The 23680-nt window shown below is 63.2% G+C and carries 24 protein-coding genes, 1 tRNA gene and 2 pseudogenes; 13 read left to right on the top strand and 14 right to left on the bottom strand.

The genetic code is table 11. From position 1 onward, the window contains the following. Window positions 1-58 precede the first annotated feature (58 nt). The 7 genes and pseudogenes from A5753_RS07625 to A5753_RS07600 all read left to right on the top strand — a co-directional run bounded on the left by A5753_RS07625 (window position 59) and on the right by A5753_RS07600 (window position 5739). Window positions 59-1576: a TldD/PmbA family protein gene (locus A5753_RS07625; protein WP_067125239.1), complete on the top strand. Its 1518-nt coding sequence runs from the start codon at window positions 59-61 to the stop codon at window positions 1574-1576. After that, window positions 1573-1687: pseudogene (locus tag A5753_RS25170) on the top strand (hypothetical protein); the annotation flags it as partial. The gene A5753_RS07625 and the pseudogene A5753_RS25170, both read left to right, overlap by 4 nt. Continuing rightward, entirely contained in the window at window positions 1674-3047 is a 1374-nt protein-coding gene (locus A5753_RS07620; RefSeq protein WP_067125353.1) for a metallopeptidase TldD-related protein, read from the top strand. The pseudogene A5753_RS25170 and the gene A5753_RS07620, both read left to right, overlap by 14 nt. Before the next feature lie 40 nt (window positions 3048-3087). Then, on the top strand, window positions 3088-3945 hold the full coding sequence (locus tag A5753_RS07615) for a carboxymuconolactone decarboxylase family protein (RefSeq protein WP_067125236.1): 858 nt from the start codon (window positions 3088-3090) through the stop codon (window positions 3943-3945). Window positions 3946-4337: 392 nt separating this feature from the next. Then, window positions 4338-4763, top strand: a complete 426-nt coding sequence (locus A5753_RS07610; protein WP_067125233.1) for a hypothetical protein — start codon at window positions 4338-4340, stop codon at window positions 4761-4763. Between the two features lie 342 nt (window positions 4764-5105). Then, entirely contained in the window at window positions 5106-5519 is a 414-nt protein-coding gene (locus tag A5753_RS07605) for a hypothetical protein (protein ID WP_067125231.1), read from the top strand. 146 nt (window positions 5520-5665) lie between these two features. Beyond that, window positions 5666-5739 (top strand) — tRNA-Ile (locus tag A5753_RS07600). Between the two features lie 225 nt (window positions 5740-5964). Here the strand turns inward: A5753_RS07600 and A5753_RS07595 are convergent. Beyond that, the gene (locus A5753_RS07595; RefSeq protein ID WP_067125227.1) at window positions 5965-6474 is read right to left on the bottom strand and encodes a DUF302 domain-containing protein; all 510 of its coding nucleotides are present in this window, start codon (window positions 6472-6474) and stop codon (window positions 5965-5967) included. After that, complete coding sequence (locus A5753_RS07590) at window positions 6461-7438, bottom strand: nitrilase-related carbon-nitrogen hydrolase (protein ID WP_067125224.1); 978 nt, start codon at window positions 7436-7438, stop codon at window positions 6461-6463. Before A5753_RS07590 ends, A5753_RS07595 begins: the two co-directional genes overlap by 14 nt. 170 nt (window positions 7439-7608) lie before the next feature. Here A5753_RS07590 and A5753_RS25040 point away from each other — a divergent pair, with 170 nt between their 5' ends. Genes A5753_RS25040 through A5753_RS07580 form a run of 3 tightly spaced genes read left to right on the top strand, consistent with a single transcriptional unit; the run spans window position 7609 to window position 8877 of the window. Then, complete coding sequence (locus A5753_RS25040) at window positions 7609-7731, top strand: hypothetical protein (RefSeq protein WP_255361353.1); 123 nt, start codon at window positions 7609-7611, stop codon at window positions 7729-7731. Then, window positions 7731-8330, top strand: coding sequence for an NAD(P)-dependent oxidoreductase (locus tag A5753_RS07585; RefSeq protein ID WP_067125222.1), 600 nt, complete (start codon window positions 7731-7733; stop codon window positions 8328-8330). Before A5753_RS25040 ends, A5753_RS07585 begins: the two co-directional genes overlap by 1 nt. A 4-nt stretch (window positions 8331-8334) precedes the next feature. Further along, entirely contained in the window at window positions 8335-8877 is a 543-nt protein-coding gene (locus tag A5753_RS07580) for a TIGR00730 family Rossman fold protein (protein ID WP_067125219.1), read from the top strand. A 66-nt stretch (window positions 8878-8943) separates the two neighbouring features. On the opposite strand, the gene A5753_RS25165 is transcribed toward A5753_RS07580, so the two are convergent. The 5 genes from A5753_RS25165 to cax form a co-directional block, all read right to left on the bottom strand. After that, window positions 8944-9657, bottom strand: a complete 714-nt coding sequence (locus A5753_RS25165; RefSeq protein ID WP_082971209.1) for an HNH endonuclease signature motif containing protein — start codon at window positions 9655-9657, stop codon at window positions 8944-8946. Then, window positions 9617-10222 carry an NUMOD4 domain-containing protein gene (locus A5753_RS25160; RefSeq protein ID WP_082971208.1) on the bottom strand — a complete coding sequence of 202 codons (606 nt, stop codon included), beginning with the start codon at window positions 10220-10222 and terminating at the stop codon, window positions 9617-9619. The genes A5753_RS25165 and A5753_RS25160 overlap by 41 nt, the downstream gene beginning before the upstream one ends. Before the next feature lie 107 nt (window positions 10223-10329). Continuing rightward, the gene (locus tag A5753_RS24535) at window positions 10330-10971 is read right to left on the bottom strand and encodes a hypothetical protein (RefSeq protein ID WP_197694617.1); all 642 of its coding nucleotides are present in this window, start codon (window positions 10969-10971) and stop codon (window positions 10330-10332) included. Beyond that, on the bottom strand, window positions 10968-11213 hold the full coding sequence (locus A5753_RS07570) for a DUF4258 domain-containing protein (RefSeq protein WP_067125216.1): 246 nt from the start codon (window positions 11211-11213) through the stop codon (window positions 10968-10970). The genes A5753_RS24535 and A5753_RS07570 overlap by 4 nt, the downstream gene beginning before the upstream one ends. A 383-nt stretch (window positions 11214-11596) precedes the next feature. After that, a complete protein-coding gene (cax, locus tag A5753_RS07565; RefSeq protein WP_082971207.1) occupies window positions 11597-12754 on the bottom strand; it encodes a calcium/proton exchanger in 1158 nt (385 codons plus the stop codon). A gap of 369 nt (window positions 12755-13123) precedes the next feature. Here cax and A5753_RS07560 point away from each other — a divergent pair, with 369 nt between their 5' ends. Beyond that, a complete protein-coding gene (locus A5753_RS07560; RefSeq protein ID WP_067125213.1) occupies window positions 13124-13372 on the top strand; it encodes an FHA domain-containing protein in 249 nt (82 codons plus the stop codon). Between the two features lie 90 nt (window positions 13373-13462). Here the strand turns inward: A5753_RS07560 and A5753_RS07555 are convergent, their stop codons facing one another. Next, window positions 13463-14239, bottom strand: coding sequence for a phthiotriol/phenolphthiotriol dimycocerosates methyltransferase (locus A5753_RS07555; RefSeq protein ID WP_231990026.1), 777 nt, complete (start codon window positions 14237-14239; stop codon window positions 13463-13465). 350 nt (window positions 14240-14589) lie between these two features. On the opposite strand from A5753_RS07555, the gene A5753_RS07550 reads away from it, so the two are divergent. Further along, entirely contained in the window at window positions 14590-15432 is an 843-nt protein-coding gene (locus A5753_RS07550) for a sterol desaturase family protein (protein ID WP_197694616.1), read from the top strand. A gap of 184 nt (window positions 15433-15616) precedes the next feature. On the opposite strand, the pseudogene A5753_RS07545 reads toward A5753_RS07550, so the two are convergent. Next, window positions 15617-16372: pseudogene (locus tag A5753_RS07545) on the bottom strand (alpha/beta fold hydrolase); the annotation flags it as partial. A gap of 98 nt (window positions 16373-16470) precedes the next feature. Here A5753_RS07545 and A5753_RS07540 point away from each other — a divergent pair. Further along, entirely contained in the window at window positions 16471-19008 is a 2538-nt protein-coding gene (locus tag A5753_RS07540) for an excinuclease ABC subunit UvrA (protein ID WP_067125205.1), read from the top strand. Between the two features lie 54 nt (window positions 19009-19062). Here A5753_RS07540 and A5753_RS07535 read toward each other — a convergent pair whose 3' ends face one another. The 5 genes from A5753_RS07535 to A5753_RS07515 form a co-directional block, all read right to left on the bottom strand. After that, complete coding sequence (locus tag A5753_RS07535; RefSeq protein ID WP_067125348.1) at window positions 19063-19854, bottom strand: DUF1206 domain-containing protein; 792 nt, start codon at window positions 19852-19854, stop codon at window positions 19063-19065. A 243-nt stretch (window positions 19855-20097) separates the two neighbouring features. Next, the gene (locus tag A5753_RS07530) at window positions 20098-20730 is read right to left on the bottom strand and encodes a TetR/AcrR family transcriptional regulator (protein WP_082971205.1); all 633 of its coding nucleotides are present in this window, start codon (window positions 20728-20730) and stop codon (window positions 20098-20100) included. Window positions 20731-20840: 110 nt separating this feature from the next. Next, on the bottom strand, window positions 20841-21506 hold the full coding sequence (locus A5753_RS07525) for a carboxymuconolactone decarboxylase family protein (RefSeq protein ID WP_067125199.1): 666 nt from the start codon (window positions 21504-21506) through the stop codon (window positions 20841-20843). Further along, window positions 21503-22441 (bottom strand): SDR family oxidoreductase, encoded by a 939-nt coding sequence (locus A5753_RS07520; protein ID WP_067125337.1) that lies wholly within the window; start codon window positions 22439-22441, stop codon window positions 21503-21505. Before A5753_RS07520 ends, A5753_RS07525 begins: the two co-directional genes overlap by 4 nt. Window positions 22442-22533: 92 nt before the next feature. After that, window positions 22534-23658: a 1,4-beta-xylanase gene (locus tag A5753_RS07515; RefSeq protein WP_067125196.1), complete on the bottom strand. Its 1125-nt coding sequence runs from the start codon at window positions 23656-23658 to the stop codon at window positions 22534-22536. Window positions 23659-23680: the final 22 nt, after the last annotated feature.

Genomic DNA, 23680 nt, shown 5'->3' with positions numbered 1-23680 from the left:
GGGGTAATTAAAGCGGGCGCTGGCGGGAATTGGGGGGACCGGTCGTTACGGTGGAAGCGTGACACCGAACCGGGGGATCGATGCCGACTTCCTGGACCTGCCGCGCCACGACCTTGCCGAAGCCGCGCTCTCCGCGGCCAAAGCGGCCGGGGCGACGCACGCCGACCTGCGGGTTCATCGCATCATTACCGAGATCATCCAGCTGCGCGATGGCGAGCTGGAGACCGCGGTGATCAACCGTGAGGTGGGCCTGGCGGTGCGAGTGATCGTCGACGGCACCTGGGGATTCGCCTCGCACGCGGAGCTGGTGCCGTCGGTGGCCGCGGAGACGGCCCGGCGCGCGGTGCACGTCGCCACCACGCTGGCGACGCTGAGCAGCGAGCGCGTCGAGCTGGCGCCCGAGCCGGTCTACGCGGATGTGGCCTGGGTGTCGGACTATCGGATCGACCCGTTCGACATCTCGACCACCGACAAGATCGCCGTGCTCGAGGACTACTCCGGTCGACTGCTGAGTGCCGACGCCGTCAATCACGTGTCGGCGGTGCTGACCGCAGTCAAGGAGCACACGTTCTACGCCGACACCTTCGGGTCTTCGATCACTCAGCAGCGGGTTCGGGTGCTGCCCTCGCTGGAGGCGGTGACCGTTGACCCCGCGGCCGGCAGCTTCGATTCGATGAGGACACTGGTGCCGCCGATGGGGCGGGGCTGGGAGGCCGTAGCCGGCGACGAGGTATGGAACTGGACCGACGAGCTGGCGCAGCTGCCGTCATTGCTGGCCGAAAAAGTCAAGGCCCCCACTGTTATTCCAGGGCGCAAAGATTTAGTGATCGACCCGACCAACCTGTGGCTGACGATTCATGAATCAATCGGGCACGCAACCGAATACGACCGTGCGATCGGCTACGAGGCCGCCTACGCCGGAACGTCGTTCGCCACGCCGGACAAGCTCGGCACCATGCGGTACGGGTCGCCGGTGATGAATGTGACCGCCGACCGCACCGTCCAATTCGGTTTGGCCACTATAGGTTACGACGATGAAGGGGTGGCCGCGCAAAGCTGGGATCTGGTGCGCGACGGAATCTTCACCGGCTACCAGCTCGACCGGGTGTTCGCCCACCGGCTGGGGCAGCCACGCTCCAACGGATGCTCGTATGCGGACTCGCCGCATCATGTGCCGATCCAGCGCATGGCTAACGTGTCGCTGCAGCCGGCGCCGGACGACATCAGCACCGACGACTTGATCGGCTGGGTCGAGGACGGGATCTACATCGTCGGCGACAAGTCGTGGTCAATCGACATGCAGCGCTACAACTTCCAGTTCACCGGCCAGCGCTTCTTCCAGATCCGTGACGGACGGCTGGACGGTCAATTGCGTGACGTCGCCTATCAGGCCACCACGACCGAGTTCTGGAATTCGATGGAGGCCGTGGGGGGCCGTTCGACCTGGCGCCTGGGTGGCGCGCTCAACTGCGGCAAGGCTCAGCCAGGCCAGATCGCGGCGGTCAGCCACGGTTGCCCGTCGGCATTGTTCCGCGGCGTCAACGTGCTCAATACCCGCACCGAGGGCGGCCGATGATCCGCGCCGGCGACGATGCAGTGGGGGTACCGCCCGCTCGCGGGGGACGGAGCGATGCTGTGGGGGCACCTCCCGCTTGCGGGGGAGAGTGGCGCCGATGATCACTGCGCAGCATGTCGTCAACATCGTGCTCGATGAGGCGGCCAAGCTCGGCCGCGCCGACGAGACCATGGTGCTGGTCACCGACAAGGTCGAGGCCACATTGCGCTGGGCGGGCAATTCGATGACCACCAACGGGGTTTCGGTGAGTCGCAGCGTGACGGTGATCTCGGTGGTGCGTCGCGGGTCCAGTGCGCGCATCGGCACGGTGGTGTCCGCCGAGGCCGATCCGCGGGTGCTGCCCGGGCTGGTTGCGGCGTCGCAGCAGGCGGCCGGTGCTGCGCCAGAGGCGGGCGATGCCGCGCCGCTGCTCGCCGATACCGGGGTGCCCCTCGATTGGGACGCGCCGGTGCCGGGCACCGGGCCCCTGGTTTTCTCCGACGTCGCCGACTCGCTGAGCCGTGGGTTCCGCGGCGAGGACCGGCTGTATGGCTTTGCCCACCACAATGTTTCGACGACGTTCCTGGCATCCTCGACCGGATTGCGAAGACGTTTCACCCAGCCCACCGGCGCGGTCGAGATCAACGCCAAACGCGGCGACGCCAGCGCTTGGGCGGGCGTCGGCACACCCGACTTCGTCGATGTGCCAACCGATTCGCTGCTCGAGCAGCTCTCGACGCGGTTGGGCTGGGCGCAGCGCAGTGTCGCGCTGCCGGCGGGACGCTACGAGACGATCATGCCGCCGTCGACGGTGGCCGACATGATGATCTACATGGCGTGGTCGATGGCCGGCCGCGGCGCCCAGGAGGGCCGGACCGCGTTCTCGGCGCCCGGCGGCGGAACCCGGGTGGGGGAGCGGCTCACCGAGTTACCGCTGACGCTGTTCTCCGATCCGATGGCGCCCGGCCTGGCCTGCACGCCGTTCGTCGCGGTCAGCAGTTCCTCGGAGACGGTGTCGGTGTTCGACAACGGTGCGGAGATCAACCAGGTGGACTGGATCCGCGACGGGGTGATCAACGCGCTGGCCTATCCGAGGGCTACGGCCGCCAAGTATGACGCCGACGTTGCGGTGGCCGCCGACAACCTGGTGATGACCGGGGGAACGGCCAGCCAAGACGACATGATCGCATCCACCGAGCGCGGCCTGCTGCTGACCACGCTGTGGTACATGCGCGTCGTCGACCCGACCACCCTGTTGTTAACCGGGCTCACCCGAGACGGTGTCTACCTCGTCGAGGATGGCACGGTGACCGCGGCGGTCAACAACTTCCGGTTCAACGAAAGTCCGCTTGAGCTGCTGCGACGTGCCACGGAGGCCGGGGTCAGCGAAAAGACCCTGCCACGCGAATGGGGTGACTGGGCCACCCGCGCCGCCATGCCCTCGCTGCGGATACCGGACTTCCACATGTCTTCGGTGAGCCAGGCCCAGTAATCCATTGCCGCCGGGCAACGCGCGTTCTAGCGTGTGACGAATGGCGGCTCCGGTTTCTGTTCGGGAAGACCAGCTCACGCGGTTGGTGTCGTTGTGCCCGGGCGACGGTCGCATCGCGGCGCTGGTTCGCCGGATATGCGCGCAGACGATGTCGCTACCCCCGCTGCCCGCGAGCGTCGAGGTGGGTCAACCGGAATCGGAAGCCGAGGCCGCCGTCGCCGAGTTCGCCGAACAATTCAGCGCCGACGTTTCGTCGGTCACCGCCGAGCAGCGGTCGCGGTTGTTAAAGCAGCTAGGGGACCGCACCTTTGGCGTCGTTGTGCAGATCTACATCGCCGATTTCATTCCCCGGGTGCGGGCCGGGCTGGAGGCGATCGGGGTCGGCGCGCCGTATCTGGGCTGGGTTGCCGAACCGGTTACCTGGGATCACACCACCGAACCGGCGGATCTGGTGTTTAACGACTTTTTAATCGCGGTGGCGCGAATGCGTGCGCTCGATCCTGTGACCTCCGAGCTGGTTCGGCTGCGCGGGGCGGCACAGCACAATTGCCGCTTGTGCAACTCTCTTCGCGAGGGCGGCGCGCTCGATGCCGGCGGGTCGGAAACGCTGTACGAGGAGATCGAGCGCTTCGAGTCGTCGAGTTTGCTCGACGACCGCGCTAAAGCAGCGCTGCGCTATGCCGATGCGTTAATTTGGACCCCTGCGCACCTCGTCGCCGACGATGTCGCCGAGGTGCGCTCCCGGTTCTCCGAGGCCGAGGCCGTGGAGCTCACCTTCGACATCATGCGGAATGCCAGCAACAAAGTAGCGGTGTCGTTGGGTGCTGACGCGCCGCGCGTCGAGAACGGCACAGAGCGGTACTTGCTCGACGCCGACGGCCAGACGGTGTTCAGCTGACGTTTTCGGACGCGAGTTCGGCGGAGCCGAGCCCTGAGGCTCTTAGCTGTCGGCGCCGTGATCCCGAGCAGCACCCGTCTGTGGCGCTTCCTGCGCGGCTTGGCGGCCAGGCCCGCCGGTCGGCCCTGCCGGGCCGAGGGCACGAAATGTTAACCATCCATACACTGACGCGCAAGTGTCCGTTTCCGCTGTGTGCGGGGGCCATTCGCTACTTTTAGCCCGGTCGCCGACACTGAAACGACACCGAAAAGTGACGGTAACCAGATGGCAGCGTGGCCCGAGCAGGATGGCCACGGATCGTGCGTCATTGGCCGGCGGTCCGGAGGGCTTTCTTTTTCAGCTTGGCGTTGCGTTGGAAGCGACTGCGTTCTCGCGCAGAGGGAGGTTCGGATATGACAGACAGCCGTACACGTTCTCGTCTTCGAGTGTCATCGGTGTGGGCTGCCGGCGTCGCGCTGGGCGCCTCGATGCTCGGCGGCGCCGTGCTGTCGGCTCCGTTAGCGTCGGCCACCTGCAATTTGAGTCCGGCCGACGATCAGTACATCAAACTGCTCGCGCAGAACAAGATGGTCCACAACGCCGACTACAGCGATTGCCATGAGGCCGCCGAGGGTCGCTGGTTCGCCGATCAGGTACGAGCCAACCCCAATCCGTTCGGCGAGGGCCAGGAGCTGATCAACATGATCACCAGCACCACCCCTATGAGTCAGGCGCAGGCGGAGTGGGAGGTCGAGTCGGCCATCTATGTCTACGCGCCCGAAATAATCCCCAAGATCAAAGACCAAGCCGCAAAAGCAAACTGGCCGACCGAGTCTTAGGCAGCTAGCGCCTCTGTGGCGCAACGGGGTTCGTACTCCCGTACGTAAGCGGTCGTGAGGGCTTTGCCCTCCGGCCGCTTTCGCTTGTCTGGCATCAGCTAACTCAAAACTGCCGTGATGCGCCCTTGATCGACGGCATCAGCAAGCCGTGTCGCACTGCTGCTGTTGGGCGGCCCTGTTACCGAATCAGGCCCGGATTGTTTGTTGCACAGTAATTTTAGTTAACTGCCGTTCACGCGTTGTTCGTAAGAATGCTCGTTTGCCGCGCTCATCGCTGGTGGTACTCGATCATTATCACGAGCGCTAGTAGCAAATTCCACGATATGGGGGTCCGCAGAAGTGATGACGACACGATCACGCGTGCAGGTGCTGACGGTGGGTGCCGCCGGTCTTGCGGTGGGGGCCGCGATGTTCGGCGGTGCTGTCATGTCAGCGCCGCAGGCTTCGGCGGCTTGTAATTTGAGTCCGGCCGACGATCAGTACATCAAACTGTTGGCGCAGAACAAGATGGTGCACAACGCCGACTACAGCGATTGCCATGAGGCCGCCGAGGGTCGTTGGTTCGCCGATCAGGTACGAGCAAACCCCAATCCGTTCGGCGAGGGCCAGGAGCTGATCAACATGATCACCAGCACCACCCCGATGAGTCAGGCGCAGGCGGAGTGGGAGGTCGAGTCGGCGATCTACGTCTACGCGCCTGAGCTGATTCCCAAGATCAAGGCTCAAGCCGGGCAGGGAGGGCCGGCTCCCTCATAGCCGCGCGGGCATCGGGGTGTTGTCGGCGGGCGGCTTTGGAAATGGGTCGCTCCGCCGAGCGCATCAATACTCGTCGACACGGCTACGCCGCCCGACGGACACTGGTTTCAGTCTTCCGCTACGGTTTCGTACGGAAGTACTCCGTCGGGGCGGTAGCTCAGTTGGTTAGAGCCGCGGACTCATAATCCGTTGGTCGCGGGTTCGAGCCCCGCCCGCCCCACCGTATTCCCCTGGTCAGCGCCTCGTAGAGGCATCCCCGTGCAATCGAGAGCCCGTTTTTCGCGGCGTCGTCGCGGCGTGGGGCGCAGAGCGTGTGCCGCTAGCAAACTGGGCACCGCCGCCGCCGGGGTACACGCCGGGGCGCGGCGACCGTGTGACTGGATAAATGCTCTCTGTTCGGCGGCCGCTGCACAATCTTCGTCAACCGCAGCCGAGGTTAGCTGCGTTACGAGGTCGCCGTGACCTTGGTGGCCAACGCCGCCAACTTGGCGTCGAGTTCAAGGGCGGCTTCGCGAAGCGGCTCATTCGGTTCGACGACCATCAGCGACGACGGCACCACATAGGTCAGGCCGCTTCGGCCGTCGGGTTCCTCGGTAATCAGAAGTTCAACGGGCGCAAAGAGTCCCGCTGTGACATCGTGTCGCAGCATCGTGATCGCAATCAGGGGGTTGCCCAACACGACGCGCAACGCCTTCCTGTCAATCCCGGCTTTCTTGATCCACCCACCATGGTTCAGCGTGGCAAATAGCATGAAACCGCTTGCTCCGGTGCGAGATTCCACCTCCCGCTCATAGGATTCCCAGGTGTCGAACCGCACGGCGATGTCGTCGATAGGAACGGGCTCCTCGCCGATGTCGGCGAGCACTGCGGCAACGAGGTCGTCGTAACTCTTCGCGCTGTCGAACCGCAGGCGCACGCCGCCGAACGGGATCGCAAGTGGATCAGACGTGGACATGGTCGGCCTCGGTTTTCGTATCGGCGTTGTGGGGCTCGACTCGCTCGTGGACGTTAGCAGCCGGTGTGCGGTCGATCAACAGACTGAGCAGTTCGGGCCTGCTGTAGTGGCCGATGGCATCCATCTTCGACTTACGCTGGTCGATCAACGAGAAGTCGAGATCGGCGATCACAACGCCCTCGCCGGAACGCAAGGGCGTGGCTAGCAATTCGCCAAGAGGTGACACGATCGCGGTGAAGCTGCCCCCCGATATCGGGCCGATCGGCGCCCCAGTGTCGGCCATGATCTGCGCCTGCTGATCGGCATCCAGCCAGCCGGTGGAGTTGACAACGAAACTGCCCGATTCGAGTGCGTGATTGCGGACGCTCAACTCGGTCTGCTCCGCGAAAAGCGGACCGCCGAACGAGCCCGGCCACATCGCTGCGTGAATCTGCTCACCGTCAGCGATGACGGCATACCGTGCCAGCGGGTAGTAATGCTCCCAGCACGCCAACTGGCCGATCCGCCCAACGGCGCTGTCGACGGCCGCAAGGCCGGAGGCATCCCCCCGTCCCCACACCATCCGTTCGTGGAAGGTGGGCAGTATCTTTCGACGGCGCTGGATGAGGGTGCCATCGGCATCGAAGAGGAGTTGCGTGTTGTAGAGCGTGCCGCCATCGCGTTCATTCACACCGATGGACACCACGATTCCCGCTTGCCTGGCCGCATCGGCGATGACGTCGACTGTGGGCGAGGGTATGGTCACGGCCTGATCGATCAGCCTCAGTTGCTCAGGGGCCAGCTCGAAAGGTCTTTGGACAAAGGAGAAGTAGGGATAGTACGGCACGATCGTCTCGGGGAAGACAGCGAATCCTACGTCCTGGCGCCCGAGTTCGGCGATCTTGTCGACAACCTTCTGAGTGGTGCCATCACGGCTGTATAGCACCGGGCTCATCTGTACTGCAGCCGCTCTTACCGTAGTCATTTCATTCACCCTTCATGCGCAGGTACTCGACTAGAACAAGGTGACGGGAAGGCAATCGATTCCTGAGTATCGTAGACTGTACTCAGCATCACAAAAGCGTCGTTGGCACCGCTGTGGGGCCGCACAAAAGGAGAACCACTATGCAAATCGAGGAGACTACTGTCAGCCCCATGGCATTCACCGCTGCGGCGGTCGCCGTAGCACGGTCGGCGGCGCCCGCGCCCATTCCGCCATCGATGATCTGCGAGGTCTATCCGCACGGATTTGTGCCGTATCTGCTCGAAGAGCGCTGATGTCGACCTCACGCCGCATCTTTTTCGCCGGCGCCTCCGGGGTCATCGGCCAGCGACTGGTGCCGTTGCTGCGGGACGCCGGTCACACCGTCGGTGCGATGACGCGCTCGCCGGAGAAGGCCGGCCGGTTGGCCGCCACCGGTGCGCAACCGATCGTATGTGATGTATTCGACCGCCAGGCGCTCACAGCCGCCGTTCAGGCGTTCGCGCCCGACCTCATACTTCACGAGCTGACAGATCTTCCCGACGATCTGAAAGACTTACCCGAGGATTCGAAAGTCAATGCGCGAATACGCGTCGAAGGCACCCGTAATCTGATCGAGGCATCAAAAGGCTTGGACTACATCAAGATCGTGGCCCAGAGCGTTGCATGGACCATGCAATCCGGCGCGGAAGCCGCCGCTGTCGCAGCACTCGAAGAAGCGGTGCTCGCCGTGGACGGTGTCGTCATCCGGTACGGCTTCCTCTACGGTCCTGGCACCTACTTCGAACAGTCGCGTCCCAACGCACCACGCGTGCACATCGATACGGCCGCCTCTCGGACTCTCGAAGCGATCGACGCACCTCCGGGCATCGTGACCGTCGTTGACAGCGAATGACCGGATGAACATCTGCGTCTTCCTGTCCGCCGCCGACCTCGCCGAGCGCTACACGCGGCCCGCCCGAGAATTCGCCGAGCTCATCGGCAACGGCGGACACGGTTTGGTGTGGGGTGGATCCGACACCGGTCTGATGAAGGTCGTCGCCGACGGCGTTCGTGAGACCGGCGGGCATCTCGTCGGCATCTCGGTCGAGTTGCTGCGGGAGTTCGCGAGGAAGGACGCCGACGAGATGGTGTTCGCGAAGGACCTCGCCGAGCGCAAAGCGTTGCTGCTCGAGCGCGCGGACGCGATCGTCGTGATGGCAGGCGGCCTCGGCACACTCGACGAGGCGACGGACGTCCTGGAGCGGAGGAAGCACAAGCTGCACGACAAGCCGGTCGTGCTGCTGAACACGGCCGGGTTTTACGACGGCTTGACGATTCAGCTTCAGCGAATGGACGAGGAACGTTTCCTTCCGGTGCCCATCATCGATCTGGTCTTCATCGCCGACGACGGCGCCGAAGCCCTCGCCTACTTGGAAGGTCTGATCCGCGAAGCTAATTGAACGATCTCGGGCGCCGCGCTGAGTCTTTTTCTTGCCCATAAGTTAACCCATCAGGTCGAGTCGCACTCAAACTGCTTGGTTTTGTGCTGGCGATGCTGTAACCGGTATTGCTCGCGGCAAGTCTTGCATCGACGGACACGATCGCGGCCCTCGAATATCGTATTTTCGGGCGTGAGCGGGTGCCCCCTTGTAGCAATGAGTTCTCACACCGCCCGGAAAATAGCGCTGCCCCTGCGCTTCTCGTTTCTGGCGGTAACGTGCAAGGTTCTGCTCCGTACGACAAATTGCACACCGCCGTTGGCGCCCTTCATAGATGGTGTTTTCTGGCGTGCGCTCGTGACCGTTTGCGCAGTGCGTTCTCGTTCCTCGCTTAACCGGACCCTTGGGCTTGTATACCCGCCCTGCAGCTTCCACTCGGCGTTGCCACAATGCCCGCTTTTGGGCTCGTATCCGATCACCATGGACGGCGCGTCGCTTGGCATGCAAAGCCCTGTCGCACCGAATACACCTGCGGTGCCCTTTGGCGGTCAATCTGGTGTTCTCAGGCGTGAATTCGTGACCGTGTACGCAGTGTGTTCGATTTGAGGAATGGTGACGACCATGGCTCACAACATCGCGCAGGTTGTTGGCCTGAGTATCCCAACGCAAATTGTTCAGCCGGTTATTTGCTGGATCACCGTCGAGGTGGCAGCCGAACGTGCCCGAGGGGGCTGGTCCGACAAACGCCTCCAGCACCAGCCTATGGACGCGTCGAGTCTCCTTGCGCCCGTTGACATTCAACGTTACGACGAGATAGCCGCCGGTAGTGCTTTACTCTTGCGCTCAGCACGCGGCCAGCGGGGGAGCGCACGCGGCCCTGGTCGGATACTTCGAATCGTCCAAAACCCACAACAGGCTTCCAGCGTTCACCTTCCAGCAGCACCACTTCGCGAGGTTGGCACCGGTCGCGATGGACCAGGAAGCGAGAGTGCGTCCCGTGCCTAATGGCGTCCAAAAGGTTGTTCGATTGGGTGTCCCAGCGAAGGTTTGTCAGCCGGTTGTTCGACGGATCACCGTCGTTGTGGCAACCCACGTGTCCAGCCGGGCGGGGGCCAACGAAGGCCTCAAGCATAACCGTGTGAACGGTTTTCGTGGTGGCCCGACCATCTTTGACTAGGTGGACGACGGGGTAGCCCTGTTTAAGTTTCGGCAGGCTCTTAATGCGTCCCGTCATGAACTGCCGCCGCCCGCTGCGACCGGCTACCCATCGGTCGAGTGACCGCACGCGTCCTTGGTCGGAGACTTCGTAAAGCCCTTCAAAGCCGCGAACGGGTCGCCATTGTTCGCGCTCACTTCCTTCATCCATTCCGGAACCACCATATGGCTAGCCGCTGACAACTGGGGGCGTCATCGGCGGCAGGTTGGCGGCCGAGTTCGCTCAGCGTGTAACAGCTCAAGACGTCACCGCCAGGCTTAACCTCCCCCGGCTGTTAGTCGGCGGCCCTCGGACTCACTGAATCGCTGCTGTGCGGCCTGGCGACTAACGCCGAGCACCATGCCGATCAGTCCCCATGTTTCGTTGTGCTCGCGTGCTTCGGCGACAGCTGCGCGTAGGCGAGCCTCTGCGCCGTCCAGCTCGTCGGCGGCCTCGCGGATCCGGCGCAGATATTGGGCGTCGTCGAGCGTGACGTCGGCGGGGTCGAGCTGGTCGAGCCAGCGTTCGGCCGCCTCGGTTTCCTCGGCCTCGGCGGCAGCGTCGGGTTCCGCGCGTAGGCGCGCCTCCTTAGCCACTACTTCGATGCTGTCGGGCTCGCTGGGGTGCTCACGCGAGTTGAAAGCGACGACGCTGGGGTGCTCACGCGAGCGGAAAGTGGCGACCACCTTTTCGACTAGATCGGAAATCTCTGCCGCGGTGCTGTGGGCGGCAGCGGTCTGCGCGCGAACTAGAGCGTCGACCGATTGAGGCGGCAGCTCGAAATCGAGACGCGGCCAGGACGAGTTTTGTATGACGTCGAGCAGGTGGGCGATGGACGCTTGCACTTGCTCGCGCGCTTCACGTTCCGCCTGTTCTAGGCTGTCGAATTCTTTGGTTTTGCGGAATTGTCGTTTGCTCATAGCAGGTTCCATAGTTTCGGCTGTAGCAGGTTGACGTGAATTATTCGGTCAGGGTCGGCGATCGGGACGACGACAATTTCGAGTAGCCGCCCGGTCGTGTCGGGGCCGATCAGCAGGAGCCGGCCGTCATACTGGCCGGTTTGCGGCCAGCGGCGAATGAAGTTGCGCAGGACGTGCCAGACATCATCGTCGGTGAGGTTGTGCTCGGCGTAGTGCTTGCGCGCCGAGTCGGTGATCCTCACGCTGTCAAGTTTACATTGACAAGCCGGGGTTGGCGATGAATCGTCGTCGCAGCACAGCCACATCTGTGGGTCGGCGACGCGGGCGGGCCGCCCAAGCACCGGACACCCGCGTAGCGAACGTGCTGCGGTCGGCGTTTATTCGGCGGGTATGGCCGGTTTAGCTACCTCTCAACGGTTATCGCTAGCTATCTCTAGATAGCCAACGTTGTGTAGGACAACGGTTTTAGCAATTAACGAGACTTTGCGATAACGACCGTACGCAAATCCGTTGATCGCGGGTTCGAGCCCCGCTCGCCCCACCGGCCAAATGTATTACTTCGGGTGATGGTTGTCGTTTCGCCTTCGGGTGATTGGAGGGCACACCATCAGACCGTTGGGGCCGCTCATCCCCACCAGAACGACGTGGCGATCGCCACATAGAGCGCGATGAGCACTGCTCCCTCGAACCAGGTCGACTCGCCGTCGAAGGTCACCAGCACCGCGACCAGCGCCGACATAATCATCGACGCCAACAGCAGTGGCGAGAACACCAGATCGAAACCGGGCTGGCCAAGCCATACCGCCGCCAGGCAGACGATCGGGGCGATGGTGAGTGCGATCTGGACGGGCGACTGGAGGACCACCTGCACCGCGTAGTCCATCTGGTTCTTGGCCGCCAGCTGAATGCCGACGAAATTCTCCACCGCGTTGCCGGCGACGGCCACGATCACCAGACCGGCGAAAACCTCGTTGATGCCCGCTGCATGCATCGCTGGCTCTAGGGCGGCGACGAACCATTCCGACACGAATGCCGCACCAATACCGGCGACGGCCAGCATGCCGATGGCCATCGCCAACGGCCACTCGCCGTGTGCTGTTGCGGCACTGGCGGCTTCGGCCGAATCGGGGCTGGCCACAATGGGAGAGGTCGCTCTGGAGGGTTTATGACCAGCTTGCAGCGCTGAGTCGGGGGCCCGGTTCCCGAGTGTGACGGGCAGCGAGAGTGCGAACAGCGCGAGCATGACGATGGAGACGACGACCGACAGCGCCCGTTCGTGCTGTTGCGCCGGGGTGTGTATTGCAGCGGTCAGCGATGGGACGGCCAGGATGAACACCGCGAGGGTGAACATCAGTCCGAGGGTGCGTCCGTCGTCGGCGGCGAAGCGCTGGCGGCCATGCTTGATCCCGCCGGCCACGAATGCCAGCCCGAGCACCAGCAGGGCGTTGGAGAGAATCGAGCCGACGATGGTGGCCTTCACCACGCCGTAAAGGCCCGCCTTGAGTGCGAACAGGATGACGAACAACTCGGGCAGGTTTCCCAGCGCCGTCTGCAGTATCCCAGTCGCGTTGGGCCCGAGCCGGTCTCCGACCGCCTCCACAGAACGGCCGACCAGAGATGCCAGTGTGCCCAACGCGAGTGCGGAGATCGTGAACGCCAGCAGTGCAGTTGCGTGGGCGAAGTTGAGAACCCCGGCTGCCGAGGACCCGATCACGGTGATGGTGATCATGATGCGGTCGCGCCGGGTCAGCAGCGGGAGCCGTTCGGTATGAGTGTTCGTCACGCGCCTCTCCTGCTCTGATCGCGCTGAAGTTTTCCACAACCGAATGGTTCGCGCCCAAAACACGCTGGTGTCGCTGCGGCGATCTCGACTTACTGACGAACACGGGGGCCAATGGCGGGACGCAGCCGTAATCCTGATCGCGCCGTCACGCTCATGCTGGTAGGCGCTATCCACCTCTGGGTTATGGGCTAGCCGGCTGACATTGGGTTGTGCTCGCACAGTCCTATAAGCGCACGCCAGCGTCCATCGATCGTCTCGACGGTTGCGTCTAAGTGCAGCCATTCGCAGCGTGCTTCATCAGCGGATGTTTCGCCAAGAGCCACTGGACGTCGAACAAGCTGTTGATGCTTGACATTTCGCCTTCGGGTGATGGCTGACAGTGTTTCGGCTGATGGTTTGCATACCTGCGCGACGTCAAAGCAAGGCGTTATCCGCTGCGAGGAACTGCCACCAGGATCGGCCGCCCTCGCTGAGAATGACATCGTTCTCGACGATGACACCCTCAGTCGCTACCACGCGGTGATCGTGGACACCGAAAACACTTCTGTGATCACCGATCTCCGGTCAGCCAGTGGCGTCGATGTCGGCAGCAGCGGATTCGCGGCAGCGCGACGCTGACCGAGGGCGACCGCATTTGCATCTGGGCCACGAATTCAGGTTCGAAATCGCGCGATAGTCGACCGGTGGTCTGCCGCGGGTGCGGCCTGCCTAGGTGCCGAAGTCGTACATTCGGTAAGACAAGTCTCCATTTTTCAGTCCCTTGTGGCAGGCCCTCGCCCATACCGTGTCGACGAGGAATGCCGGACTGTAACCATTCAGCTCCTTCAGGCGCGGCAAACTTCTCTCAAGTCCCAGGGCAACCTGTTCACTGATGACCTTTTGCGAAATGGGCCGCATGGGGCAGTCATCGAGCTCCTGCTCCCATTGGGCGATGCGGTCGCTGCGGCGAATATCGGCGTACAGAAAATGTCCCGCTGGGCGTAGCACGCGCGCCACTTCCGCGAGGAATCGCGCGAACGATGGGTAGCAAAACCCGGCTTCGATATTCACGACTGCGTCGAAGGACTGGTCGGGAAATGGTAGGTCTCCAGCGTCGCCTTGCACGAAATCCAGGCCGGGGACGACGTGGCGTTTGCGGCAGAAGTCGACGCCGGCCGGGTTCAAGTCCAGCCCTGTGTAGGAGGCCGGACCGAGGGTGCGCATGACGTAGGAGGCGCCGCCACCGTGTCCGCAACTGACTTCCAGCACGCGTTTGCCAGTGAGATCGACTTGGGTCGCCGCACGATGATAGAGCTGAATGAAGAACCGGTTGGGTTCGTCGGACGCCTGCAACGGCAGGGCCATCGGCGGATCCTCCTCGTAACCTGAACCGAGGAAGAACAGATCGTCATTGCTGAAGTGACTAAGCCAGCGAAACCAGTAGTTCGCTAGAAAGCCAAAAGAGTTTCGGGATCGGGCTGGCCCCGGTCGTTCTTTGAGGCGCACGGGCAAAGTATGCCACTGTGCGCTGGGTAATTCGGCAAGTCGGCGGACCAGGTTCCAACCGCCTCAAGCAACCGCCAAGCAGCCCGATCCAGGGCCACCAGATGACGATTTGGAGCCCTATGCTCTGCGTAATCACCGCGCCAAAGCCGAACTGCTCCCGCGCCCTCATCACCTCGTTGAGAAAAACGGCGTGGAAAGTGCCAGCAAACCCGTAAACTCCGCGCATGCGGACCGCCGCATCGTGGATTCTTTGGCCGTTGCTCGTTGCCGCCAGCTGCGCGATCACGGCGGCGGGGCTGCGCCACGGTGTCAACGGGTCCCTTATCCTCGCAGGCGTCTACTTCGCTTTGATGCTGGCGTTGGGCGGCCTCGAGCGGGTGCTGCCGTTCGAGCGAAAATGGGCCCGCTCCGATGGTCAAGTCACTCACGACGTGGTCTTCACGCTGATCGGCACCAGTTTGCCCGGCACGCTTGCCGACAGCCTCGTGCTGGCTTGCAGCGTCGGAGTGGCGCAGTGGCTCGCTCGCCACGTCGGAGGCTCGTTGTGGCCGCAGGACTGGCCTGCGGTGGCGCAGATCGCATTGGTGGTGCTGGTCGGCGACTTCGGCGCGTACTGGGGCCACCGCTCATTCCACAATGTCACCTGGCTGTGGCCGTATCACGCCGTCCACCACAGCGTGCCGCGTTTGTGGTATCTCAACACCGGGCGCATTCATCCCGTCGACTCGGCGGTGATGATGGTGTTCTCCATGCTGCCGTTGTACTTGCTCGGCGCTCCCGAGCACATGGTGGTGTGGCTGTTCTCGTTCACCACCTTCGTCGGCCTGCTGTCACATTGCAACGTCAACCTGTGCTGCGGCCCTCTCGACTGGTTGTTTTGCACGCCCGGGGTTCACCGCTGGCATCACTCGCGTGTGCTCTCCGAGAGCAACAACAACTACGGCGAGATCACCATGGTTTGGGATGTGCTGTTTCGCACGCACTATCGTCAGCAAAGGCGGCCGCCGTGTGACATCGGAACCAGCACACCGATACCGGCGGACATCCTCGGTCAGTTCACGGCGCCCCTGCGGCTGAGCTGGCTGGCAGCGACGGACCGCCCAGCACCATCCGTACGCACACGAAAAGCACTGCGTTACAGCACTTTTCATGATAGCCCGCTCGCACCGGCAAGGCTATCGGGGCGGCAATAGCAGCTCAGCGCCGGTTTCGATCAGCGTTTCGGTACCGGATCCCCCGTGGCTCTTCGCATTTCGACGTCCGCCGACGCCGCCGGGATGCTCATCGCAAGCGGCGGAAGCCGGTCAAGTCAAGGCAGCTTCTCGCGGCGGTCCGGCTCAATCCGGGTGTTCTGCCGGATCAGCGATCGTGCCTGATGTAGGTGTTTGGCCGCCCTTCGTTGGCGATGTCGCGTGCGTGCGGGAACGGCACAATCATGTCTTTTTCGGCGTGCACAACCATCGTGGGCATGCCCTCGTCGCGCATCGTATGCAGCATCGGCGTGTAATCGCCGGACTCGATAATGGCTCTGATCGTCCGGACGGCCGCGAGGGGATAACGCAGGTTCGGCACCGCCACCGCCGCCAGCACGCGAAAGTATCCGACCTGCTCGCTGGCTGAGAGCTGCGTCGGGTCGCCCAGTGTGTCACGGACGGCGGTATAGGCCGCCCCCAACGCTTTGGTGGGCGACTTCACCAGTTTTGGGATGGTCGTGTCGAACCGACCTCCCGCCGCCGGGTCGAACAGCACGGCGGCGAGTACTCGCTCGGGCGCGCGCGCGGCCAGCTGGATCGTCATTCGCCCACCCATCGAATGGCCGACAAACACCGCTTGCCCGATGCCGAGGGCATCCAGCGTGCGCAATACCGAATCGGCGCGATCGCTGAAGCCGCAGGCATCGCCGGGCAGTCGCCCGGTGTCGCCGTGCCCGGCGGCATCGACGGCGACGACCAGGAATCCCATACCGGCGATGCGGCTGAGCATTCGTAGATATGCCTTACGACTCAGCAGGAGCCCGTGCATGAAGAGCAACGGCACTCCGCGGCCGCCGACTGAAAGCCCGATCCGGCGTCCGTCATCGAGTTCCACAATGTGATGACTCAGCCGGATGCGGCTTGGCGATGTCTGCGTCATTGCCACGGCGGAATTCCCGGCCCGCCAGGCGTTGAAACGACGTTGCAAGCAAGCATCGCGCTTGCAGCCGCTGCGGCAGGGGTACTCGGCTGAACAACATGACGCAAATGGCCGATCGAAACACGGACGACATCGACCCTTGTGTGCGCGTTTACGGGGCGCGGGTCCACAATCTGCGGGGTGTCGACGTCGTAGCGCCGCGCGACGCGCTGGTCGTGTTCACCGGTATCTCTGGATCCGGCAAATCGTCGTTGGCGTTCGGGACCATCTATGCCGAGGCCCAGCGCCGCTACTTCGAATCGGTCGCTCCGTACGCCCGTCGCCTGCTGTTGCCAACCGGCGCGCCAAAGGTAGATGACATCACTGGGCTACCGCCTGCCGTGGCGCTGCAGCAGCGCCGTGGTTCGGCGACGTCGCGATCGACGGTCGGCACCGTCACCACCCTCTCGAACTTGCTGAGGATGCTGTTCTCCCGCGCCGGGACCTACCCACGGGGCGCCACGGAAAGACTGGACTCCGATGCGTTTTCGCCAAACACCGCGGTTGGGGCGTGCCCCGAATGCCATGGGCTGGGACGGATCCATCGGGTGACCGAAGAGACGCTGGTACCCGACCCCTCGCTGACCATCCGCGAAGGCGCTGTGGCCGCATGGCCGGGAGCATGGCAGGGCCAAAACCTCCGCGACATCCTCGTCACGCTGGGGTACGACATCGACAAGCCATGGCGAAAACTGCCTAAGCGTCAACGCAATTGGATTCTGTTCACCGATGAGCAGCCGACAGTCGAAATCGATCCGGGCCAGCACCCCGTGCAAGCCGACTATTACTACAACGGCACGTTCTCCAGCGCCGAGCGCCACGTGCGCCACACACTGGCCAACTCCCATAGCGCGATGATGCGTCGCCGCGTCCTGCAATTCGTCGACAGCGTCGAATGCCCAGTGTGCGGCGGTTCCGGGCTGCGGCCGGAGGCGCTGAAGGTGACGTTCGCCGGACGCACGATCGCCGACTACACGGTGATGCCACTGGCCGAGCTTGCTGACGCGTTGCGCCCGACGGCTTCTCGGACCGATGTCGCCGCAGCTTACGAGTCAACGCAATCCGGTGAGCTGACGGAAGTGGCGACGATGATCGCCGCCGACCTCGTCGCACGCCTGCAGGTACTCATCGATCTTGGCCTCGGCTATCTGACACTTAGTCGCCGCACGCCGACGGTGTCGCCCGGCGAACTGCAGCGGTTGCGTCTGGCGACTCAGCTGCGCGCCGGCTTGTTCGGCGTGCTTTATGTGCTCGACGAGCCGTCGGCTGGACTGCACCCCGCCGACGCTGAACCGCTACTAGAGGTGCTCGACCGCCTTCGGCGCGCGGGCAATTCATTGTTCGTGGTGGAGCACGACATGGACGTGGTACGCCGTGCCGACTGGATCGTCGACGTCGGACCTGGGGCGGGGGAGCTTGGCGGAAGCGTGCTCTACAGCGGGCCCGTGCCAGGACTCGCCGACGTCAAGGGGTCGGTCACTCGCCGGTATCTATTCGGCGGGCCAAAGCCGCCGTCTCGCCAGGCCCGCACTCAGTGCGGGTGGCTGCGACTGCGCGGGATCTGCTTTCACAATTTGAGAGACCTCGACGTGGATTTGCCACTTGGTGTGTACACCGCGGTCACCGGAGTGTCCGGTTCAGGCAAGTCGACGCTTGTCGTCAAGGTCCTCGGCGATGTCGTGAAAAGCCATCTCGGCACGGGACGGGCAGTCGAGCCGGCCGAATCGGACGACGACGAAACCGACGGAGGGATCGTCGATCTCGACCACGACGCGAGTCTCGGTGTGACGGCGGAGGGGGGCGAAAACATCAACCGTTTGGTCTCGGTCGACCAGCGCCCGATCGGCCGCACGCCGCGCTCGACGCTGGCGACCTATACCGGCCTGTTCGACGCCGTCCGCCGCGAATTCGCCGCGACCCCGAAGGCGCGTCGCCGCGGTTGGACAGCGGGTAGGTTTTCCTTCAATGTGGCAGAAGGTCGCTGCCCCACCTGTCAGGGTGAGGGGTTCGTCTCAGTCGAATTGTTGTTCTTGCCGGGCACATACGCGACCTGCCCGGCATGTCGAGGAGCGCGTTACTCCGACGAGACGCTCGAGGTGCGCTATCGCGACCGTACGATCGCCGATGTGCTGGCGATGACCGTCGATGAGGCCTCGGAGTTTTTTGCCGATGTCGGCAACGCAGCGCGGAGCCTGGCCACGCTGCAAGAGGTCGGACTCGGATATCTCCGTCTCGGACAGCCTGCGACCGAGCTGTCGGGTGGCGAGGCGCAGCGGATCAAGCTCGCGTCCGAGCTGCAGCGGCCCCGACGAGGGCACACCCTCTACGTCCTCGACGAGCCAACCACCGGACTTCACCCCGCCGATGTGGATCTGCTTGATCGTCAACTGCACCGCCTGGTGGACGCCGGCAATACCGTGGTGGTGGCCGAACACGACATGCGGATGGCCGCGGGTGCGGACTGGGTGATCGACCTGGGACCGGGAGCCGGCAGCGACGGCGGTCGGGTCGTTGCGGCGGGGCCGCCGAAAAAGGTGGCACAGGTGAAACACAGTCGTACGGCGCCGTATCTGGCGAAAGCGGTTGTCGCTGTTTGATACTCGATGAGGAACTTACCGTTTTGATTGAAGACCGCGCTTGCTGAGTCCGAGTCACATCCGTGAGTAGCGGCTCAGGGCGAAGCTGTACAGGCCGTAAGCGGCAAATCCGCTTCCCGCCAGAAGGATCAACGCCGTGCCGAACGGGGCTTCCCGCAACGTTTTCACCGCGCCATCGAGGCCTGTCGCCTTCGATGGGTCGGCTCGGATGGAGGCGACGATCACCAAGAGACCGGCCCCGGCCAAGACCACACCTTCGGCGACGTACCCACAAAAGCCCAATGCAGTCATCGCCCGCCCAGGCGAAACGGTGAGATCGTTGCAGAACTTCCGCGATGCTCCTTTGAAGGCGAAGTAACTGCCGATTGCGATGATTACGAGGCCGACCGCAACGAGGACCACTTTGCCCTGCGTGGATTGCATCAACCGCGCGCTAAGCCCGGCGTTTTGCGCGGCGCTAGATCTGCGCCTACCCAGCGCGAACTGTATGGCGGTGATTGCGACAGCCGCATAGACAATGGCGAGTCCGAAAGCTTTGAGCCGGTTCACCTTTCGAAGGTCTTGAGGGTCACGCCGGTGTTCTGCCGGGTGGAGGCCGACAACGGTCTCGGCAAGCCGCCACAGCGTCAGGGGAATTAGCGCCACCGCGACTGCCCACAGCGCGGCGAAACCGCCAGTGGTGTCGGCGATAGTCTTCAAGGCGCCGGTTTGGTCAGCATCGGCGTGGCCCCCGAAGGCTATGCGGACGACGAGGTAAGCGATCAGCAGGTGCAGCAGCCCACTGATGAGATACCCGACGCGCGCCGCGATCTGTGGAGCCCGCTCAGACGTAGCGCGTCGCACCATATCCTTCGGACCGATCGCCCCACCCTTTTCGCTGGCGCTCCCCGGCAGTTTGGTCCGGGCGTTATCCGCGCCGCTCATCAGCGTGTCCTTATCTTTGTTTGCAAGTGATGCGCCGAGTTGCGACTACCCCTTTTCGTGCTGAGCCACGCGCGCCGCGCTGGCCCTTACGCGGCTGGTTGCGCCAAAACAATACGTTGCCGGTCCAAGCTCTCGCCCGCGGGCGCGCGTGGCGCTAGCAGCAGGTCATCCCCGTGTACGTCGGGACGTCTGTGCTTTCGCCCTTCTCGTCCGGGCGCCTACCACCGGTGCGTCGAGGTCGCCGGTCAGATAGTGCTGAATTACGGGCCCCAACGTGTCGGCTAGCGTCTCACCATCCAATTCGGTGACCGCCGGCAGCTCGAGGACGTACCGGCAATAGGCCACCCCGAGCACTTGCGTGCTCACCATCGCAGCGCGTCGGCGGGCCTGAGCCCCCCGGCCGGCTAAGTCCTGCACGAACTTCAGCAGTTGCCGCTCAAAGATCAATCGGAATTGCTCTGCCGCGGCGCTGTTCGTCCCAGCGGAACGCAGCAGCAAGGTTATGAACTCATCAGATAGCGCGCCTTCCCACCGTGCGATGACATGGTGGGCGAGAAGATTCCCGATCTGCTTGCGCGGCAGTGCTGCGGGGTCCGGCAGGTGCAGATCCACGTCTACGGCGGCTGCAAACAAACCTTCCTTGTTCCCGTAGTACCGCATGACCATTGATGGGTCGATGCCCGCCGCTGCCGCCACAGCCCGGATGGTCGTCGCTTCGTAGCCGCGACTGGCCAGCATTTGCCTTGCAGCGGTGAGTATTGCGTTCCTACTCTTTTCGGATCGCTGAGTGAATGCCATGCGAACAAGTGTAGGCCAACATCGTTGGCATTAGGGGCAAGGCGGTGCGAGTGGGTGAGCTACTTCGAACAGGGCCGCTACTGCGCTTGAGGCGCCGTCACATTTGGTCGTTACGTTGTTGCGGACGCCAAAATGTCACGCAACGCGCTGAAGGCGCGCCATGCCTTGGTGATACCGAATTCGGCTACCTGCAATATGACGGCGCGGATCTGCTCTTCGCCGGCGCCGTTGTCCAGCGCGAGACCGATGTGTAGCCGCAACGACTCGTCGAGGGTGCCATTGAGCACATCTGCCGCAATGGTCGCCAAAGCCCTTTCTCGCACGGTTAATCCCGGGCGCCCCCAGCGCGCCGCGAACTGCTCGACGTAGAAGGCCGCGAAACGGTCGTCAAGGTGAGCAATCCGGGCGGCTGTGGTTTCGTCGAGTTCGAACGGCGGATCCGTGGTCGGCTCGTCAGCAGCGCTCTCTTGGGAACTCTCGATGTCGGCCAACACCATCAAGGCCTCGGCGGCTGTCGGGTATCCGACGTACGGAGCCAAGTGACGGACCGCCTCCCGCAGTGCGGCCAAGCTAACTCCTTGCGACACGGCCATGTTGGCATGGGTTTGTAGCGGAAACCCAAGACAGCGTGAGCACAAATCTGCAGCGAGAAAAACGAATGCCTTTTCACGCATCGTCAATTCCGACAGGCCCCATGCATGCCGGCCCACCGCAACCGCCATCGTGGCGAACTCGGCATCGAGCTCGGCGATCGCATCTTGGTTGGTCAGTCTCATCTTGCGGCTCCTGTTGCTGGTTGGGCGGCAACACCGAATTTCTTCGGCAAGCCGAACAGCCGAATGCGCATCGCGTCGAAAAGTCGGTCGGGGGCCCAGCCGGCCAAGAAGGAGAGCAGCCGACCGTCCTTGCCGACCACATAGCGGGTCCGTGGGCGTTTTGTCCGTATCGCGCGCAGCACTGCTTTGGCTACGACATCGGGATCGCTGCCCGACTTCTCTCGCTCCAAAGCACGACTGGTCATCGCTTGGTAGGTATCGCCATACAGTTCGAGATGGCCCCAGCTCATCTCGGACATCACCCTCTCAGCATCGTCCTTGACCTTCTGAACCGCGTTGGTGTGGATTGATGCCGGCTCGATGAGGATTACGTGGATTCCCCACGGGCGCAACTCCATCCGCAATGATTCGGTGATCGAGGCCAACGCCCACTTTGACGAGGCCAGGGGCGCTCCGAAGGGCAAACTGAGCCGATCACCGATCGACCCGATGTTGACAATGCGCCCTGTGCCTGCGCGTACCAATGGGAGAAATGCCTGAGTCACCGCGACTTGCCCGAAGACGTTCACTTCATAGATACGACGTAGATCATCCAGAGGGATTGCTTCCATCGGCCACGTCATTCCGATCCCGGCATTGTTGACTAACGCCGCGATCCCATCGTCGCCAACCGCACTGGCTACTTCCGCTGCGGCAGCTCCGATGGACGCCTGGTCAGTGACGTCGATGATCAGAGGTACCACTTGTCCGCCGGTGCGGCTGGCCTCCTGGACCAACGCCGGCCCGTCCTGCCGGCGCCGGACCCCGGCGAAGACGCGGTAACCCTGTACCGCCAGTCGGAGCGCGCATGCCCTGCCGATCCCACTGGACGTTCCGGTCACCACCGCCGCCGGGCGCCGACCCTGAATGAGTGCTGGCCGTGTGCCGTGTTGCATACTCATGTCAACAACTGTAGACCAACAAGCGTTGGCCATCAACCGTTGGCTAGAATTCGGTCAAGTTTCAGGTTTTCGCCCGCCATGGGTGACTAGGGCTTGCTCAGCGTGCCGATGGTTTGAATCTCGGAGGCTTGGTAAGGCCGTCCATCGGGCTGAACCAGGTCTTGAAACCAGAGCTGCGGAGCCGTCGTGTACGGGTGGTCCCACGAGTCCCACGGAAAGTAGGTTTGGGTCTTACCGGCCACGAGCCCCCAGTTGATCGCACCAATGTTGTGCCGCTTGGCAATTGGTAGAACTCCGTCCACGGTGCTGCCCATCGTCCGAGCCAGATACTCGGTGCAGAGGATGGGGCGTCCCAAGGGGGAGAGTTCGGCGATGCGGGCCTCGAAGCCTGCCGGCTTGTCGTAGGAGTGGAAGGTGATCACGTCGGAGTTGTTCAGTTGAATGTTCGCGATTTCGCTCCGCCTCGAAAGATCTCCCCACACTCCGTCCCACACGCCACTGGTCAACGGTTGACTCGGATCGACCGAACGTGCCCACCCGAACACCAGCGAGAGCAGGTCGGCCACGCGTTCGGGCTTGTCTTTCCTTTCGACCTTCCGATATTCACGCGCGGGATTGTCGGGCTCATTCCACAGGTCCCAACCCAAAACGCGATCATCCGTGCGGAATTGGTGCAAGACGCCAGTGACATAGTCTCGGAGAGTGCGACGGTAGTCGAGGTCGTCGAGGTGTTCTGCGCCGGGGCTTTGCACCCAACCAGAGTTGTGGACCCCAGGGGTCGGCACACGCTGCCGTCCCGGCTTGGGAAACGGATCCCAACATGAGTCGAAGAAGACAAACAGTGGTTTGATGCTGCGGCGGGCGGCGATGGCCACAAACTCCGCCAGACGTTTTTGAAAGCCTGGCGCGTCCTGGGCCCAGAGCTGATCGTGGAGGAAGACCCGCACAGCGTTGAGCCCATGCGTCTGGGCCCAGCCCAGCTCGGCGTCGATGCGCCGGGGATCGAAAGTGTCGGCCTGGAACATTTCGAGTTGGTTGATGGCGTTCGAGGTGACGTAGTTGGCGCCGACGAGCCACCCCTGCGCCTGGTACCAGCGGTTGGCTCGGTCGAGCGACCACGGGCTCTGGTCTGCGGCGGCGCGGGGGACCGGAGTCAGCGTAGCGCCCGCCGCCAGCACAACCGGGAGCGTTAGGACCGTCCGACGCCTCACGCACTGACGATAGGAGATCCGT

This window comes from Mycobacterium sp. 852002-51971_SCH5477799-a (assembly GCF_001667145.1).
In the GTDB taxonomy this organism is placed as follows: Bacteria; Actinomycetota; Actinomycetes; order Mycobacteriales; family Mycobacteriaceae; genus Mycobacterium.
The sequence above is the reverse complement of the archived record's forward strand: the minus strand, read 5'-3'. Positions and strand labels throughout refer to the sequence as shown.

Bases quoted from the DNA above. Each gene is read 5' to 3' on its own strand.
- A5753_RS07605 (WP_067125231.1), top strand. From the start codon at position 5,106: ATGACGACACGATCACGCGTGCAGGTGCTGACGGTGGGTGCCGCCGGT.
- A5753_RS07550 (WP_197694616.1), top strand. From the start codon at position 14,590: ATGCTGGCGTTGGGCGGCCTCGAGCGGGTGCTGCCGTTCGAGCGAAAA.
- A5753_RS07595 (WP_067125227.1), bottom strand. From the start codon at position 6,474: ATGTCCACGTCTGATCCACTTGCGATCCCGTTCGGCGGCGTGCGCCTG.
- A5753_RS07590 (WP_067125224.1), bottom strand. From the start codon at position 7,438: ATGACTACGGTAAGAGCGGCTGCAGTACAGATGAGCCCGGTGCTATAC.
- A5753_RS25160 (WP_082971208.1), bottom strand. From the start codon at position 10,222: ATGGATGAAGGAAGTGAGCGCGAACAATGGCGACCCGTTCGCGGCTTT.
- A5753_RS07525 (WP_067125199.1), bottom strand. From the start codon at position 21,506: ATGAGACTGACCAACCAAGATGCGATCGCCGAGCTCGATGCCGAGTTC.
- A5753_RS07540 (WP_067125205.1), top strand. From the start codon at position 16,471: ATGACGCAAATGGCCGATCGAAACACGGACGACATCGACCCTTGTGTG.
- A5753_RS25040 (WP_255361353.1), top strand. From the start codon at position 7,609: ATGGCATTCACCGCTGCGGCGGTCGCCGTAGCACGGTCGGCGGCGCCC.
- A5753_RS07535 (WP_067125348.1), bottom strand. From the start codon at position 19,854: ATGGTGCGACGCGCTACGTCTGAGCGGGCTCCACAGATCGCGGCGCGC.
- A5753_RS07520 (WP_067125337.1), bottom strand. From the start codon at position 22,441: ATGCAACACGGCACACGGCCAGCACTCATTCAGGGTCGGCGCCCGGCG.
- A5753_RS07530 (WP_082971205.1), bottom strand. From the start codon at position 20,730: ATGGCATTCACTCAGCGATCCGAAAAGAGTAGGAACGCAATACTCACC.
- A5753_RS07560 (WP_067125213.1), top strand. From the start codon at position 13,124: ATGGCTGACAGTGTTTCGGCTGATGGTTTGCATACCTGCGCGACGTCA.
- A5753_RS07585 (WP_067125222.1), top strand. From the start codon at position 7,731: ATGTCGACCTCACGCCGCATCTTTTTCGCCGGCGCCTCCGGGGTCATC.
- A5753_RS07615 (WP_067125236.1), top strand. From the start codon at position 3,088: ATGGCGGCTCCGGTTTCTGTTCGGGAAGACCAGCTCACGCGGTTGGTG.
- A5753_RS07580 (WP_067125219.1), top strand. From the start codon at position 8,335: ATGAACATCTGCGTCTTCCTGTCCGCCGCCGACCTCGCCGAGCGCTAC.
- A5753_RS24535 (WP_197694617.1), bottom strand. From the start codon at position 10,971: ATGAGCAAACGACAATTCCGCAAAACCAAAGAATTCGACAGCCTAGAA.
- A5753_RS07620 (WP_067125353.1), top strand. From the start codon at position 1,674: ATGATCACTGCGCAGCATGTCGTCAACATCGTGCTCGATGAGGCGGCC.
- A5753_RS07610 (WP_067125233.1), top strand. From the start codon at position 4,338: ATGACAGACAGCCGTACACGTTCTCGTCTTCGAGTGTCATCGGTGTGG.